The following is a 16,480-nucleotide window of genomic DNA, read 5'->3' as shown; positions in this document are numbered from 1 at the left end:
GATTTTTCAAGGTTAAACGTTTATAGGTCAACCTTTATGTGCAATTCATCTAACTGTTCTTTCGAAACTTCAGATGGCGCATCTGACATAAGATCGCATGCATTCTGGGTCTTTGGAAATGCGATAACATCTCTTATATTATCTGTACCCGTAAGTATCATTGTCAATCTGTCAAGCCCATATGCAATGCCACCATGTGGCGGTGCTCCATATTTAAAAGCATTCAGCAAAAACCCAAATCGCGCCTCTGCATCTTCATCGGTAAAACCAAGCACTTTAAACATCTTCTTCTGCAATTCCGTATCATGTATCCTAATACTGCCACCACCTATTTCCATACCATTTAGAACTATGTCATACGCTTTTGCTCTTACCTGCCCCGGATTCTTGTCAAGCATTTCTATATCTTCATCTTTTGGAGCAGTAAACGGGTGGTGCATCGCAACATATCTTTTTTCTTCTTCGCTGTATTCCAACAATGGAAAATCGACAACCCACAAAAATTCGTATTTGTTCTCGTCAATGAGATTGTATCTTCTCCCCATTTCCAATCTCAAATGACCTAAAGCATCATAAACTATCATATTGTTTCTGTCAGCTACTATTAATATCAAATCGCCTTTTTCTGCTTCCATCACATTTAAGACCTGTGCCAACTCATCCTCTTTTAAAAATTTCAAGATTTGGGATTTTGGACCATCATCTGACATCTGTATCCATACAAGTCCTTTAGCTTTATATGTTTTTACGTATTCTACAAGCTCATCTAATTGTCTTCTAGGAATAGATGCTGCACCTTTCACATTTATTGCCCTTACAGAACCACCATTTTCTATTGCATCTCTAAAAACTTTAAATTCAGAGTCTGCAAATATTGATGAAAGATTTTTCAGCTCCATTCCAAATCTTAAATCAGGCTTGTCAGAGCCAAACCTGTCCATTGCTTCCTGCCAAGAAATTCTCCTAAAAGGAACTTCCAAGTCGATATTCAAAATTTCCTTAAATATTTTAGCTATCATACGCTCATTTATGGATATGACATCATCTTCATCGACAAACGACATCTCTATATCGATCTGCGTAAACTCAGGCTGCCTATCTGCCCTTAAATCCTCATCTCTTAAGCATTTCGCAATCTGATAGTACCTATCAAAGCCTGATATCATTAAAAGCTGTTTAAATATCTGTGGCGATTGGGGCAAGGCATAAAATTTGCCAGGTTGTACCCTACTTGGAACAAGATAATCTCTAGCTCCTTCTGGAGTGCTTTTTATGAGAAGCGGCGTTTCTATGTCTATAAAGCCGTTTTTATCCAAAAAGTCTCTCACAATTCTCGTTATCTTGTATCTTGTAAGCAAAATCTTCTGCATTGATGGTCTTCTTAAATCCAAATATCTGTACTTTAATCTAATCGCCTCAGACACATTATTTCTATCCTCCACCATGAATGGTGGTGTCTCAGCTTTGCTTAAAATTTTAAATTCGCTTACGTAAATCTCTATGTTTCCTGTCTCAAGATTTGGATTCACATTTTCTTCAGTTCTCTTTACAACTTTACCTGATGCAGCCAAAACATACTCATTTCTCACATGCTGAGCTTTATCAAATGCTTCCTTTGAAAGCTGCTCACTAAAAACAATCTGTATAAGCCCGGTCCTATCCCGCAATTCTAAAAATATGAGTCCTCCAAGATCTCTCCTTCTTTGAACCCATCCCATCACAACGACATTTTTCCCAACATCGTTAATTGTAAGTTCTCCGCACATATGTGTTCTTTTCATGCCTGCCAATTGCTCTCCCATCAATATACCTCCATCTATTCTGATATTTCATCATAAATTTTATCAATCTCAATTGCATTTTCTTCTCCAGTATCCATGTTTTTCAGTTTCACCTTATTGTTCTTAAGTTCGTCTTCACCTAAAATTATCGTATACCTTACATTTAGTTTATTAGCGTATTTCATCTGTGCTTTAAGACTTCTTCCCATATTGTCAATCTCAACTGAAATTCCCAAACTCCTAAGTTTTGTAGCCATAGAAAACGCATATTTCTTTGCTTCATTTCCGATTGTGCATATGAAAAGATCTGGACGCTTTGGAGCGGGTATTTCAATGCCGCTGTTTTCAATCGTCAGCAACAAACGTTCAAGTCCCAATCCAAACCCTACACCAGGTACAGAAGGACCTCCACATTCTTCTACTAAACCATCGTATCTTCCTCCACCACAAACAGTACCTTGTGCACCTATGTCGTTTGATATTATTTCAAAAGCTGTCTTAGTATAATAGTCAAGTCCTCTAACTATCCTAGGATTAATGACAAAGTTAAATCCCGCTTCTTTTAAATAAGATTGAAGACTTTCAAAGTGGTCTTTGCAATCATCACAAAGATAATTAAGCATTAACGGCGCATCTTTCAATATTCTTTTGCAACTCTCAACTTTGCAATCAAGAACTCTCATGGGATTTATCTTATATCTTTCTTTGCAATCATCGCATAAATTTTCGATATTCTCTCCTAAAAATTCTTTCAATGCTTTGTTATATTCCCTTCTGCAGTTAGGACATCCAATACTGTTGATATTTAGCTCCAAATTTTTAAGTCCCAATTTATTGAGTAAAGTCATAGCAACACTGATTACTTCAGCATCAGCCAATGCATCATGTGAACCAAACATTTCTATGCCAAATTGATGGTGTTCCCTAAGCCTACCCGACTGAGGCCTTTCATATCTATAAACTGGTGTTATGTAGTAAATCTTAACTGGCATCGTTTCTGCGTATAAATTGTGTTCAACAAATGCTCTTACAGCAGGTGACGTCCCCTCAGGCTTTAAGGTAATACTTCTACCACTCTTGTCATTAAAAGTGTACATTTCCTTTCTGACAATATCAGTTGATTCGCCAACACCTCTTAAAAATAGTTCAGTATGCTCAAACCCAGGCGTCCTGGTTTCTTTGAATCCAAAATCTGCACATATTTCTCTTATTATATTTTCTAAATACTGCCATTTATATGCTTCTGATGGAAGTACATCTTTTGTCCCTCTAGGCGCTTTTGTAAGCATAAAATCAACTCCTCTTTATACTTAAGTATTATATAATATAAAATTCTCTCAATCCCGCAAATAAATTGCAGGGACGAGAGAATTTCCCGTGGTGCCACCCTGATTACAACTCTTTCCTTTAACGCAGGTTTACGTATTTGGCCTACATATCGACCAATATGCTAATAGGCGTCTTTCACAAAAGCAGTGATATAAAGATACTCTCAGTCACGGTATCTTCTCCCTTGTATATGTACTTTTGCTACTCTCCTACTCATCGCATTATACTATATCAAGCTATTTATTTGATATTATAACTTTAATATATTGACGTGTCAAGCCAGAAAAGAACTACTGCTTTTCTTTTAATACTTTCATTAACTTTTCAAAATATTCAGGAACAGGAGCCTCAAATTCCATATAAACTTTCTTAGACGGATGCACTAAGCCTAAAAGCTTTGAATGTAGTGCCTGACCTGAAAGATTAAATCTCTGTTTTTTATATCCGTAAACATCATCACCTACAATTGGATGCCCAATATATGCCATATGAACTCTAATCTGATGAGTGCGACCGGTTTTTATTACCGCTTCTACAAGAGAATTATTTTTATACCTTTCGAGAACTCTGTATAATGTTAAAGCATAACGTCCATCTTTTACAACAGCCATCTTTTTTCTCTCAATATGATCTCTTCCTATTGGAGCCTCTACAGCTCCTTCATCGCTTTTAATTACTCCCTCAACGATCGCTAAATATTTTTTTAAAATAGTCCTGTTTTTTATTTGATTTGATAGTTCCAAATGAGCTTTGTCATTTTTAGCAACTACCATTACGCCAGAAGTATCTTTATCAAGTCTATGGACAATCCCTGGCCTCAATTCTCCATTTATGCCCGACAAATTTGTGCAATGGTATAAAAGCGCATTGACAAGTGTACCACTTAAATTACCAGGAGCAGGGTGAACTACCATGCCTTGAGGCTTATTCACAACAATTATATCATCATCTTCGTAAATAATATCAAGAGGAATGTTTTCTGGTTTTAAGTCTATTTCTTCTGCCTCAGGTATATTTAGGTCTATCACATCGCCTTCTTTTACCTTGTAATTAGGCTTTACTGATTTGCCATTAACTTTAACAAGTTCATCTAATATCAATTTCTTTAAATATGATCTTGTAAAATCTACTTCTGAAGCTAAAAAAGAGTCTATTCTTTTATCTACATCGTCTTTTTCAGCAATTATATTCACAATATTAGCTATGTTCATGAATTACAACCCTTCCAGGCATATAACCTACTATTATTGACTTTCTTTTTTAAATATTAAAGTATAGCACAACAATATAGCGCCTACTACTATCATGGAATCAGCTAAATTAAAGACTGCTGGAAAAAATCTAAAATCAATGAAATCTACAACATATCCTAATCTGACTCTATCGATTAAATTTCCGATGGCTCCACCGAGAATCATAGATAAAGTAAACTTATAAAATGTACTGCTGGGTACATTTACAATTGAATACACCAATATTGTCCCAACAATAACAGTTATTATTATAAAAAATACTGTCTTATTTTGCAATATTCCAAAAGCAGCACCTTTATTTTCAACGTACGTAAAGTTAAATACATTGTCTATTATAGGAAAAGTCCCAATGGGTTTTAAATACCTCACTACAAAGTATTTTGAAATTTGGTCAATTACAATAGCTAATATGACAGTAATTAGTTCCAATTCTATCCTCCTAAAAAGCTTTAATTAGGGCTTTTACAAGCCCTAATTAATTACTTTATATATTGTGACAACAATTCTTCTATTTCATCTTCGTTTATAGATGGTCTTTTTACATTGTCGTATAATAACCATTCTTCTGTATGGATTGTGGAATCACCAGGTTCTAATTTTACCATAGGACCTAAAGACTCCATTTCCATCATCCAATCTGTCGTATATGTTTCGTAAGAAGCGTTGTAATCCGGATAAACCGCATTTTCATCATGTTTAAATTTCTTTATAAAAAGATGTCCATGATTAAAGTACGCTGCCCATCCTTTTTCATTTTGAATTCCAAATTTAAATGGTTCTTTTTTATTAGGGTCTTGCTCAAAAATTATATATTTGTCTCCAAAGTGTATTCTGTGATCTTTCATGTGGGAGTAAGGCCACAATACTAAAGCTCTATTTGGCAAAAGTCCAGTGTCTTTCATAGGTTGCTCAACGACTTGAAGACCCCCTGTCGCCATAACAGATATAGCCCATGGTGAAAGCTCCACCGCCCAAGCGCCCTTATTTGTAAGCGTATGCTTAACATTTACAACAGGTTTATCTGGTTCTAAAGTTACTTCAATTTCCTTTTGTATGTATGCATAATCTTTAGGCTCTTGAATAAGCTTAATGCCATTTTCTATTTCTTCGTACTTTATTGGAAAATTATCAAGCGTATAAGTTCTTGGCATGGCTTCAGGGCTGTGCCACAATCTGTGACCACCATAATTTCTCCAAATGTCTTCACCTTTTTTACCTGTATCTTCTGCATTAATGCTGAATTCATTTTCTTGTCCTACAAATCCAAATCTCATTATCCTTGGACCTATTTCCGTTGTGGCTATAAAATCAACCACCCCATTAGAAACTTCAATGCAATTATTCCAACCAGAAAATGAAACCTTCTTAATCGTAACACTCATGATATCATTCCTTTCTTAATAAAACATACTTGTATGATTCCTAAAAATTTTTGAATAAGAGTGCGATAAAGCACTCTTATTCATCATTTTAATAGCTCTAATGCCTTGTTGACGACATTTTCAACAGTGAATCCAAATTCTCTAAAGAGTATATCACCAGGCGCAGATGCTCCAAAATGATCAAGACCAATTACACAGCCGTCAAGGCCAACGTATTTATACCAGCTCATAGTACTTGCAGCCTCTACTGCAATTCTGGCTCTCACATCATCAGGAAGCACCGTTTTTTTGTATTCATCTGGTTGCATATCAAATATCTCCATCGAAGGCATGCTTACTACCCTCGCCTTAATCCCCTTCTCTTTAAGCACTTTGTATGCCTCATAAATCAAACTAACCTCTGAACCACTGGCCAATAAAATCACATCTGGATTTCCATCTTCTGCATCACACAATACATATCCACCTTTTAAAGCATCTTTTGATGTCTCATCGTAAACAGGAAGATTTTGCCTTGTCAATATCAATGCTGTTGGACCGTCTTTTTTGTTAAGAGCGTAGCACCATGCAGCAGAAACTTCTTTTGAATCTGCAGGCCTTATAACAGTCAAGTTTGGAATGCTTCTTAACATCGGTAAATGTTCTATCGGTTCGTGTGTTGGGCCATCCTCACCAACACCAATGCTATCATGAGTAAACACATAAATTACAGGAAGCTTCATCAACGCAGATAACCTTACAGCGCCTTTCATATAATCGCTGAATACGAGAAATGTAGATACATAAGGTATAATGCCGCCATAAGCAGCCATTCCATTCGCAATCGCTGCCATTGCATGTTCTCTAACGCCAAAGTGGAAATTAGAACCACCTCTGTTTTCACTGCTATAGTCGCCTCTATCTTTTGTGTAAGTCTTTGTAGATGGCGCGAGATCAGCAGAACCACCAATCAGATTTGGGACAAGCTTAACCAAATAATTCAAAACGTCTCCAGATGAAGACCTTGTAGCTGTCTTTACTTTAAAATTCCAAAGACCTTCATCAGCGACTAAATCAATCGGCAATTTCTCACTATGCCATTTATCCCATTCTTCTGCTAATTCTGGATATTCTTTTCTGTAATTTTCAAACATTCTATTCCATTTTTCTTCTTCTTTATTTAATTCTTCTATGATATTTTCAAAATGCTTACGCACTTCATCTGGAACATAAAATTCCTCGTCGTACTCCCATCCCAAAAACTTTTTAGTTGCCTCTACATTTTTATCTCCCAGTGGTTCTCCATGTGCTGAAGCTTTTCCTTGTTTCTCTGGGCAACCGTATCCAATCACAGTCTTTACTATGATAAGTGACGGCCTTTCTTTGTCTGCCTTTGCTTCTTCAATAGCTTTTCCTATCTTTTCTACGTCATTACCATCATCTACTTTTATAACTTGCCAACCATAAGCCTTAAATCTTTTACCAACATCTTCTGTAAATGCAATATCAGTGCCACCTTCTATGGAAATATTATTTGAATCATACAATGCTATCAGTTTACCAAGTTTTAGTGTTCCAGCTAAAGAACATGCTTCAGAAGAAATGCCCTCCATGAGGCATCCATCGCCAACGATAGCGTATGTATAATTATCCACTATGTCATACCCTGGACGGTTAAATTTGCTTGCCATGTAAGTCTCAGCAATTGCCATACCAACAGCGTTTGAAATACCTTGTCCCAATGGGCCTGTAGTGATTTCAACACCTGGTGTATGTCCGTATTCTGGATGCCCTGGAGTCAAACTTTGCCATTGCCTAAAATTCTTAAGATCTTCTATTGTAAGTCCATAGCCAAAAAGATGCAGCAACGAATATAAAAGTGCAGAACCATGTCCAGCAGATAGTATAAATCTATCTCTCCCAGCCCATTTAGGATTCTTTGGACTGTGCTTTAAATATTTGGCCCACAATGTATACGCCATTGGAGCAGAACCCATTGGCATACCTGGGTGTCCGGAGTTAGCCTTTTGCACCTGTTCGATTGAAAGTATACGTATAGTATTAATTGCTAATTCATCAATCCTGTTCATACTTAACTCTCCTTTGCTTTTTAATTACCATTAATATTATAACATTGGATAAATCGTAATAAAAGAATTTAACTTAAAATTCGAGCAAGTTACGAATTATTTTTATATTTTGCACACTTTTTTTGTTGAGTTTTATGACAGAATAACAACGAAATAAATGCACTTAGTTATTGACTAGATAAATATACTATGATATAATAAATTTCGTCGCAGGGGAGTAGCTCAATTGGTAGAGCGGCGGTCTCCAAAACCGTAGGTTGCGAGTTCGATTCTTGTCTCCCCTGCCATTTTTATGCCTAAAATACTTTTTAAGCACAAGGTTGATTTTTATTCTAATGTTTTTTTGTAATCCTCGTTGCTTATTTTATCTACTTCTTCCACATATCCTGAATTATAATCATCATAATCGTCATCATAATTATCAAGTCCTGCTTTAGTTTTATTATACCTTGCCACTGCTTGGTACGAATCTTCAGCATCAAATTGATTTTCGTCTTTAGAATCCATGTATCCCCAACCAAAGGGATATTTGATAGTTCTTTCTTCGTTGGGACGTGAAAATCTAAGATCGCTTAATTTTAAATCATTTTCTTTTGCGCATTTTGCGCATAAAGGTGTATACGGCAATGCTTCTAATCTTTCCATTTCAATTTCTTTATGACAATGATTGCATATACCATACTTGCCGTTAACCATCCGTGAAAGAGCATCATCGATTTGCCTTAAAACGTGTTGCTCGTTATCTTTTAATGCATAATTTTTCTCTAACTCATATACTTCTGAAGCAATATCTGCTGGATGATTGTCCGCCAATGACAGTTCCTGATAATACTCTCTTTCACCAATTTTCCCAGTGCCATTATTATCATCCATCTCGTTTAAAGTATGCAAAATTCTATTTCTTTCATCAATAAGTCTTTTTCTAAAATACTCTAATTTTTCGTCATCCACAATACCACATGCCTTTCTATCACAAATTTTGTTGAACTATTTTTATTATATGAGCAATAATATTGCCTATAATGGGCAAATTCAATAAAACCGCTCTTTGCAATATGTATATTACAATTGCTCCAAGCAATGTAAATCCTATAGCCATTCCAAAACCACGCGCAAGCCCACCGACAAAGTTAAGCCATAGGAGTCTATAAGGGCTTTGCATCAATTCTACATAGTCTGCTATTTTCATTTTTTCCATCATCTCAGACATCTTTTCAATTTGCTTTTTCATTTCATTTAATAATTTATTATCCAAGCCCCATTCCTCCTATAAACTATTTTCTCTTTTTGGGCAAAGTTTATTAATAATTTATTGTTTTTTAGAATTAAATATGCTTAAATTAGTAATAAGAAGCTATACAGATTAATAAAATTGTTTTAGTAAAAATTGATGAGGCGAATAAAATGAAAAAGAAGAAAAGCAAAGATTTTTTAAACCCTTTTTACAACAGAAAATGGCATAAATATGTGGCATTGACTATTGTCATTGTGATGATAGTTGCATTAATAGCTGCTTTCAGTCTGCCGATTCTAAATTATTAAAAGTGCGCATAAAGCGCACTTAATCTTTAATCAATTTCTTCAAGCACTTTCAATATCTCATCTACGTGTCCGTCAACTTTCACTTTCCTAAAAATTTTCTTTACTATGCCATTTCTATCTATTACAAAAGTTGATCTTTCTATGCCCATTTTTTTCTTTCCATACATATTTTTTTCTTTATAAACACCGTATTCTGTTGATACTTTAGCATCATTATCACTTAATAGCACAAATGGCAAATTGAATTTTTCAATGAATTTTTTATGAGACTCTAAATCATCTAAACTTACACCTATTACAACTGCGTCATTATCTTCAATAGAATTTATGTTGTCTCTAAACTGGCAAGCCTCCTTTGTGCATCCAGGCGTGTTGTCCTTGGGATAAAAGTAAAGAATAACTTTCTTACCCTTATAATCTTTTAAAGAGACATTCTTTCCATCACTGGACATAAGGGTAAAATCAGGGGCTTCTTTTTCTAATTCAACCATCAACTTCTCCTCCTTTGATAATTATTTTCCTTTAATACTTCTTTTCTTAATTATATCAATTTTAAAATAATAATCAATGATTAAATTTAAAAAGAGGCAATAGCCTCCTTTTAAATTACCTCCTTGATCGATGATATGAAATTTGTTACACTGTCAAATATTTCATCATTATTTCTTGAATCATTTATCATTTTAACTATTGCACTGCCAATTATTATTCCATCACAGTACGGAGCAAACTTTTTTGCCATATCAGGTCCAGATATGCCAAATCCAATCGCCTTTGGCAAATCAGTGTACTTTGACACCAAATCCATGTACTTTTCAATATCAGTTTCAATAGAATTCCTCACACCTGTGACGCCTTTTGTAGAAACGCAATACACAAATCCTTTTCCGTTTTCACAAATCTTTTTTATCCTGTCATTTGAAGTAGGTGCAACTAACGGTATCAAATAAATATCATGTTTTTCAGATAATTCTTTTATGTCATTTCTTTCCTCCAGTGGCAAATCGGGTATGATTAGTCCATCTACGCCTGAATCTTTTGCATTCTTTAAAAATTTCTCCATTCCATATTTATAGATGGAATTGTAATAGACAAGGTATATAAGCGGTACATCTGTATTTTGTCTTATTATTTTAACAGCATTCATTATATCATCTATTTTAGTGCCTTTTTTTAACGCTCTGGCAGATGAAGCTTGTATTATAGGTCCATCTGCCAGCGGGTCTGAATAAGGAATTCCGATCTCTATAATATCAGCACCGCCTTCAACCATTTTATACACTAAATTGATAGTTACATCTATATCGGGATCTCCAGCAGTTATAAATGTAATCAGTGCTTTACGCCTTTTTTTCTTTAACTCATTGAATTTTTTATCAATCCTGTTTTCTCTTGCATTGTTAACTTCTATACTTGACACCATCATAGCTCAACCTCCAAAACATTTGCTACTGTATTTACGTCTTTATCTCCTCTGCCTGACAAATTTACAACTATGATATCATCTTTGCTAAGGCTTGGAGCAAGTTTCATTGCATACGCAACAGCATGGGCACTTTCCAATGCAGGTATGATTCCTTCAATTTGAGATAAATCCATAAAAGCTGACAAAGCTTCTTCATCAGTGGCATACACGTATTGTGCCCTGCCACTATCCCTTAAATAGGCGTGTTCAGGCCCTACCCCAGGATAATCAAGCCCTGCTGATATTGAGTAAACAGGCATTATCTGTCCTTCATCATCCTGAAGCAGATACGTCATCATGCCATGGAGAACGCCAATACTTCCTTTTGCCATTGTAGCAGCATGTTTATCTGTATCTATTCCAAAACCTGCAGCTTCTACACCTACAAGTTTAACTGATAAATCGTTTATAAAAGGGTAAAATATCCCCATAGAATTGCTGCCACCGCCCACACATGCAACAATATAATCTGGCAATCTCTTTTCTTTGCTTAAAATTTGTTCTTTCGTCTCGTCACCGATCACCCTCTGAAAATCCCTAACCATCATCGGATATGGATGCGGTCCTACAACAGAACCCATCACGTAAAATGTATCATCGATATTCGTGACCCAATGGCGTATCGCTTCGTTAACAGCATCTTTCAATGTGCCAGTTCCTGTCTTTACAGGGGTAACTTTTGCGCCCAACAACTTCATTCTAAATACGTTCAATGATTGTCTTCTTATGTCTTCTTCACCCATAAATATCTCACATTCCATGTCAAACATCGCAGCACCTGTTGCAGTCGCTACACCGTGTTGCCCTGCACCTGTTTCAGCGATTACTTTCCTTTTTCCCATTCTTTTAGCCAGCAATATTTGTCCTATGACGTTGTTTATTTTATGAGCACCAGTGTGGTTTAAATCTTCTCTTTTTAAATATATTTTTGCTCCACCCAATCTCTCAGTTAAGTTTCTTGCAAAATACAACGGTGTGGGCCTTCCAGAATATTCTCTTAAATAATATTTGTATTCATCAATAAAATCTTCATCGTTTATCGCCTTGTAAAATTCACATTCAAGTTCTATCAATGCATTCATAATCGTTTCCGGCACATACTGACCGCCAAATTTACCAAATCTTCCTACCATTTTACACTCCTCACTTTACATATTAAATCTTTCATCAATTGATAATTCTTAAAGCCACCAACTTCAACGCCACTGGATACATCTATTACATCTGGTTTAGCTGCTTCTACAGCTTTCGAAACATTGTTAGGATTAATGCCACCTGCTAAAATAAACTTGCACTTTAAGTTGTCTTTTACATCCTTAACTAAATTCCAATCAAATTTCACACCAGAACCACCATAAAAGCCATTTATTTTGCTGTCAAGGAGAATACCATCAACATGATAATCTCGTAATCTAAAAACATCGCTTTTTTCGCTAATCCGAATTGCCTTCCATACAGTATAATCATCAAAATTGTCTATATAATCTTGTGGCTCATCGCCATGAAATTGTAAAACATCTAAATTTAAGTAAACAGCTACATCCTTTACTACCGAAACTTCTTCATTTACAAAAACACCGACTTTTTTTATTTGTCTGTCGAGATTTTTAATAAGGCTATATGCCGTATTTACATCTACTTTCCGCTTGCTTTCAGCAAAGACAAACCCAGCATAATCAGGCTTTAAATCATTAAGGTATTCCACATCTTCTATCCGCTTTATTCCACATATTTTAACCAATGTCATTTTAAACACCCTTTGATTGAATTACGAAATCATCAATTTTACCACCATTTTTGATTATATTCATAAATGTTTCACCAATTAGGACAGCATTTACACCTAATGATTTTAAAAATTTTACGTCATCAGGGGTCTTTATGCCACTTTCAGATACCAACAGAACACCACTTGGCACGTATCTAATAAGCCTTTCTGTCGTCTTTAAATCAACGCGAAAATCCTTTAAATCCCTGTTATTTATACCTAAAATATCTACATTCGCATTTAATGCTATTTCAAGTTCTCGTTCGTCATGAACCTCAACAATGGCATCTAATCCAATCTTTTTAGCAGTATCGTAAAACTTCTTTAAATCATCTCCAAGTACAGCCACTATAAGCAAGACAGCATCTGCACCAATTAATTTGCTTTCGTATATTTGGTATTCGTCAAATATGAAGTCTTTTCTTAGAATAGGTTTTGATGTTATTTTTTTTACATCGTTTATATATGCATCATCTCCTTTAAAATAATTTTTTTCTGTAAGAACAGATATGGCTTCAACATTAATATCTTCATACAATTTGGCAATTTTTATATGATCAAAATCATCTAAAATTATCCCTTTCGACGGAGAAGCTTTTTTTATCTCAGCTATTATCGATATATCATCACTCCTCAACGCTTCTTTAAAATTCCTCACATCTTTGTCGTTTTTAATTTCTTTTAATATATCATCCAGCGGTTTTTCGATTTTTTTCATTTCCACCTGTTTTTTTTTCTTAAAGATAATATCATCAAGTATCATTGCAAATACACCTTCTGAAAACTTAATATGTCATTCAGCTTGCCTAATGCCTTGCCTGAATCAATGAGATATTCTGCAAGCTTAACACCTTCCTTAATGCTATCAACCGCTTTACCAACATACAAAGCTGCAGCGCTATTTAAAACTACAATCTCTCTTTTAGGGCCTTTTTCACCATTTAATATGTCTAAAATGATTTTTGCATTTTCCTTTGCATCGCCGCCACCAATATCCGAATCTTTCGACAGTCTAATACCGTAATCATTAGGGTCAATAGTGTAATCAATAACCTTGCCATCTCTCACTTCTGAAACAGTTGTAGTAGTGGTAGTAGTTATTTCGTCAAGCCCATCATTTCCGTGAACGACTAAAGCTCTTTCACACCCCAATTTTAGCAAAACTTCTGCCAATATATGCGTCAGGTTTTTATCATAAACGCCTAAAACTTGGCCTTTAACAGAAGCCGGATTTGTCAATGGTCCTAATATATTAAAAACCGTTCTTAAACCCAGTTCTTTTCTTATGGGAGCTACGTTTTTCATGGCTGAATGATACAAAGGCGCGAAAAGGAATCCAAATCCCACTTCATCGATGAATTTCTTTGTCATCTCTGGTTCTGCATCGATTTTTACACCTAATTCATTTAATACATCGGCACTGCCGCTTTTACTGGAAACAGCTTTGTTTCCATGTTTGGCTATTTTGATTCCGGCAGACGAAGAAATTATTGCAACTGCAGTAGAAATATTAAATGTCTTTCCGCCGTCACCTCCCGTTCCACAGGTATCTATGACATATGGAGAATCAAGATTTAATTTTTTTGCATTTTCTATCATCGACTTTGCAGAGCCGGTTATCTCATCGATTGATTCGCCTTTCATCCTAAGGCCTATAAGATAACCACCAATTAGTGGCGGGCTTGATTCCCCTTTCATTATTACATCCATGGCGCTTTTTGCCTCTGTCTCGGTCAAATTCTCCCCTTTAATGATTTTTTCAATGGCTTCCTTTAACATTGCAAATCCCCTCCACAAAATTTTTTAATATATTTTTGCCATCATCTGTTAAAATAGACTCAGGATGAAATTGAAGTCCATATACATGATGGTGCTTATGCTTAATTGCCATAATAGTTCCATCATCTGTTTCTGCAGTTATTTCTAATGATTCTGGCAATGAACTTTTGTCAATTACAAGCGAATGATATCTCATAGCTTTCATTGGACTTTTTATGCCTTCAAACAATCCTTTGCCAACATGATTGACAGATGAAGTCTTTCCATGCATTATAGTAATTGCTCTAATTATTTTTGCGCCATAAGCATATCCAATAGCTTGATGTCCAAGGCAAATCCCTAATATAGGTATTTTGCCTTCAAACTCATCGACTATGTCTACTGAAATCCCTGCATTTTCTGGTCTTCCTGGACCAGGCGATATAATTATTCCCTTTGGATTCATTAAAGCTATGTCATTTAATCCTATTTTATCGTTGCGGACAACTAATATATCGCTGTAAATTTCGCCTATGAATTGATACAAGTTATAGGTAAATGAATCGTAATTATCTACGAGGAGAAGCATCAAAGCACCTCCTTTAAGACCATCGCCTTATTTAAAGTTTCATAGTATTCAGCTTCTGGCTGAGAATCATACACAATTCCACACCCAGCTTGAATAAATGCAGTGCTGCTTTTTAATAGCAGCGTTCTTATTGCTATGCACATATCCATATCTCCATTGTAAGAAAAATAGCCGACTGCTCCAGCGTAAAATGTTCTTTTCACATTCTCCAGCTCATCAATTATTTCCATCGCTCTTATTTTCGGTGCACCTGAAACTGTCCCAGCAGGAAGACATGCAATTAGTGCATCAAACGCTGTAAGACCATTTCTCAAAATGCCTGAAACTTTTGATACAATGTGCATTACATGCGAATAAAAATCGACTTCCATGAATCTATCTAATCTTACAGTGCCAAATTCGCTTACTTTTCCTATATCATTTCTTCCAAGGTCAACTAACATTACATGTTCCGCCTTTTCCTTCTCATCATTTAAAAGCTCATTTTTCAATATTAAATCTTCTTCAGCGCTTTTTCCTCTTTTTCTGGTTCCTGCAATCGGATTTGTAGTGACTTTACTTCCAAATACGGATACGAGGCTTTCTGGCGACGAACCTATCAGTTGAAAATCGCCAAAATCGATGTAAAACATGTATGGTGATGGATTTGCATTCCTCAGTCTCCTATACACATCAAAAGGCGCGGAATCGGTTTTGATTTTAAGTCTTTGGGAAGGTACTACTTGAAATATGTCACCATTTTTTATATATTCCTTTGCTTTAATTACAATATTGCAAAATTCTTCTTTGGTAAGATTATAATCAATATCAGAAATGAGTTGCTTTGGCTTTATATCGTGAATTTTAACATTGCTCTTTATGTTTAAAATTATTCTTTCCAATTTTTCTTTTATAAAGCCATACTTTTCATTTTCATCAGGAAATACGTTGTAAATAACAGATACATTATGTTTATAGTGATCATAGCAGATTATAATCTTGTAGAACATAAAATACGCGTCAGGTATTCCTATTTCATCAATATTTTTTGATGGAATATATTCATACTGTCTTATAATGTCATATCCAGCATAGCCTATTGCTCCGCCAGTAAATGGAAATTCGAGTCCACAACTATCATAATCGCACATCATATTTTCCTTTATATAGTCAAGAATTCTGCCGTATCTTATTTCCTTTTTATCACCATCAATCTGGATTAAATCATCATTACATTTGATCTTCAAATACGGATTCGAACCGATAAACGAATATCTGCCCCACATTTTACTACTTTCAGCACTTTCCAAAAGGAATTTATTTTCACCATCTAGATTGTAAAAAATATTGATTGGCGTCAATTCATCACCGTTTATCTCCTCGTAAACAGGAAAGACAATTTTCTTCTTTACAAGTCTTTCATATTCTTTTTCAGTTATATTCAACCAATACACCTCCTTAATATGCAAAAAAGTCACTTCATCCAATGGGACGAAGTGACTTCGTGGTGCCACCCAAATTGTTTTATACTTGTGTGGTTTAAAAAAAGCATCTCATCCACTAAG

The 16,480-nt window shown here is 35.3% G+C and carries 17 protein-coding genes, 1 tRNA gene and 2 other annotated features (1 of these 20 running past the window's edge); of the genes, 2 read left to right on the top strand and 16 right to left on the bottom strand.

Annotated elements, in window-relative coordinates; all coding sequences use genetic code 11:
* Nucleotides 1–20: 20 nt before the first annotated feature.
* From aspS to tkt, 6 genes are all read right to left on the bottom strand, one after another.
* Entirely contained in the window at nt 21–1,802 is a 1,782-nt protein-coding gene (gene aspS / locus JJQ93_RS02940) for an aspartate--tRNA ligase (RefSeq protein ID WP_274892693.1), read from the bottom strand.
* 14 nt (nt 1,803–1,816) lie between these two features.
* Complete coding sequence (gene hisS / locus JJQ93_RS02935) at nt 1,817–3,070, bottom strand: histidine--tRNA ligase (protein ID WP_274892692.1); 1,254 nt, start codon at nt 3,068–3,070, stop codon at nt 1,817–1,819.
* Nucleotides 3,071–3,136: 66 nt separating this feature from the next.
* Nucleotides 3,137–3,336: a binding site (T-box leader), on the bottom strand.
* Between the two features lie 64 nt (nt 3,337–3,400).
* Nucleotides 3,401–4,321, bottom strand: coding sequence for an RluA family pseudouridine synthase (locus tag JJQ93_RS02930; RefSeq protein WP_274892691.1), 921 nt, complete (start codon nt 4,319–4,321; stop codon nt 3,401–3,403).
* 33 nt (nt 4,322–4,354) lie between these two features.
* The gene (lspA, locus tag JJQ93_RS02925) at nt 4,355–4,792 is read right to left on the bottom strand and encodes a signal peptidase II (protein ID WP_085113611.1); all 438 of its coding nucleotides are present in this window, start codon (nt 4,790–4,792) and stop codon (nt 4,355–4,357) included.
* A 50-nt stretch (nt 4,793–4,842) separates the two neighbouring features.
* Entirely contained in the window at nt 4,843–5,745 is a 903-nt protein-coding gene (locus JJQ93_RS02920) for a TTE1925 family mutarotase (protein WP_274892690.1), read from the bottom strand.
* Nucleotides 5,746–5,828: 83 nt separating this feature from the next.
* Complete coding sequence (gene tkt, locus JJQ93_RS02915; protein WP_274892689.1) at nt 5,829–7,814, bottom strand: transketolase; 1,986 nt, start codon at nt 7,812–7,814, stop codon at nt 5,829–5,831.
* A 211-nt stretch (nt 7,815–8,025) separates the two neighbouring features.
* Between tkt and JJQ93_RS02910 the strand changes: the two genes are divergently transcribed.
* A tRNA-Trp gene (locus tag JJQ93_RS02910) sits at nt 8,026–8,101 on the top strand.
* A 40-nt stretch (nt 8,102–8,141) separates the two neighbouring features.
* Here the strand turns inward: JJQ93_RS02910 and JJQ93_RS02905 are convergent.
* Together JJQ93_RS02905 and JJQ93_RS02900 are read right to left on the bottom strand one after the other, a co-directional pair.
* Nucleotides 8,142–8,765 (bottom strand): TraR/DksA C4-type zinc finger protein, encoded by a 624-nt coding sequence (locus JJQ93_RS02905; RefSeq protein WP_274892688.1) that lies wholly within the window; start codon nt 8,763–8,765, stop codon nt 8,142–8,144.
* Nucleotides 8,766–8,784: 19 nt separating this feature from the next.
* The gene (locus tag JJQ93_RS02900) at nt 8,785–9,045 is read right to left on the bottom strand and encodes a DUF5665 domain-containing protein (RefSeq protein ID WP_197049959.1); all 261 of its coding nucleotides are present in this window, start codon (nt 9,043–9,045) and stop codon (nt 8,785–8,787) included.
* A 173-nt stretch (nt 9,046–9,218) separates the two neighbouring features.
* Between JJQ93_RS02900 and JJQ93_RS02895 the strand changes: the two genes are divergently transcribed.
* Entirely contained in the window at nt 9,219–9,356 is a 138-nt protein-coding gene (locus JJQ93_RS02895; RefSeq protein WP_274892687.1) for a hypothetical protein, read from the top strand.
* 26 nt (nt 9,357–9,382) lie between these two features.
* Here JJQ93_RS02895 and bcp read toward each other — a convergent pair whose 3' ends face one another.
* From bcp to trpE, 8 genes are all read right to left on the bottom strand, one after another.
* The gene (bcp, locus tag JJQ93_RS02890) at nt 9,383–9,847 is read right to left on the bottom strand and encodes a thioredoxin-dependent thiol peroxidase (RefSeq protein ID WP_274892686.1); all 465 of its coding nucleotides are present in this window, start codon (nt 9,845–9,847) and stop codon (nt 9,383–9,385) included.
* 110 nt (nt 9,848–9,957) lie between these two features.
* Nucleotides 9,958–10,779 carry a tryptophan synthase subunit alpha gene (gene trpA / locus JJQ93_RS02885; RefSeq protein WP_274894041.1) on the bottom strand — a complete coding sequence of 274 codons (822 nt, stop codon included), beginning with the start codon at nt 10,777–10,779 and terminating at the stop codon, nt 9,958–9,960.
* A complete protein-coding gene (gene trpB, locus JJQ93_RS02880; protein WP_274892685.1) occupies nt 10,779–11,954 on the bottom strand; it encodes a tryptophan synthase subunit beta in 1,176 nt (391 codons plus the stop codon). The genes trpA and trpB overlap by 1 nt, the downstream gene beginning before the upstream one ends.
* Nucleotides 11,948–12,568 (bottom strand): phosphoribosylanthranilate isomerase, encoded by a 621-nt coding sequence (locus JJQ93_RS02875; RefSeq protein ID WP_274894040.1) that lies wholly within the window; start codon nt 12,566–12,568, stop codon nt 11,948–11,950. The genes trpB and JJQ93_RS02875 overlap by 7 nt, the downstream gene beginning before the upstream one ends.
* A gap of 1 nt (nt 12,569) precedes the next feature.
* Nucleotides 12,570–13,352 (bottom strand): indole-3-glycerol phosphate synthase TrpC, encoded by a 783-nt coding sequence (gene trpC / locus JJQ93_RS02870; protein WP_274892684.1) that lies wholly within the window; start codon nt 13,350–13,352, stop codon nt 12,570–12,572.
* Nucleotides 13,349–14,368 (bottom strand): anthranilate phosphoribosyltransferase, encoded by a 1,020-nt coding sequence (gene trpD, locus JJQ93_RS02865; protein ID WP_274892683.1) that lies wholly within the window; start codon nt 14,366–14,368, stop codon nt 13,349–13,351. Before trpD ends, trpC begins: the two co-directional genes overlap by 4 nt.
* Entirely contained in the window at nt 14,349–14,936 is a 588-nt protein-coding gene (locus JJQ93_RS02860) for an anthranilate synthase component II (protein ID WP_274892682.1), read from the bottom strand. Before JJQ93_RS02860 ends, trpD begins: the two co-directional genes overlap by 20 nt.
* Nucleotides 14,936–16,360 carry an anthranilate synthase component I gene (gene trpE, locus JJQ93_RS02855; protein WP_274892681.1) on the bottom strand — a complete coding sequence of 475 codons (1,425 nt, stop codon included), beginning with the start codon at nt 16,358–16,360 and terminating at the stop codon, nt 14,936–14,938. The genes JJQ93_RS02860 and trpE overlap by 1 nt, the downstream gene beginning before the upstream one ends.
* A 39-nt stretch (nt 16,361–16,399) precedes the next feature.
* Nucleotides 16,400–16,480, bottom strand: a binding site (T-box leader) (it continues 228 nt past the right edge of the window).

The sequence above is a fragment of the Thermoanaerobacterium sp. R66 genome (assembly GCF_028895185.1).
Lineage (GTDB): Bacteria > Bacillota > Thermoanaerobacteria > Thermoanaerobacterales > Thermoanaerobacteraceae > Thermoanaerobacterium.
Note: the sequence above shows the minus strand (reverse complement) of the source record. Positions and strands in the feature narration are given on the sequence as shown.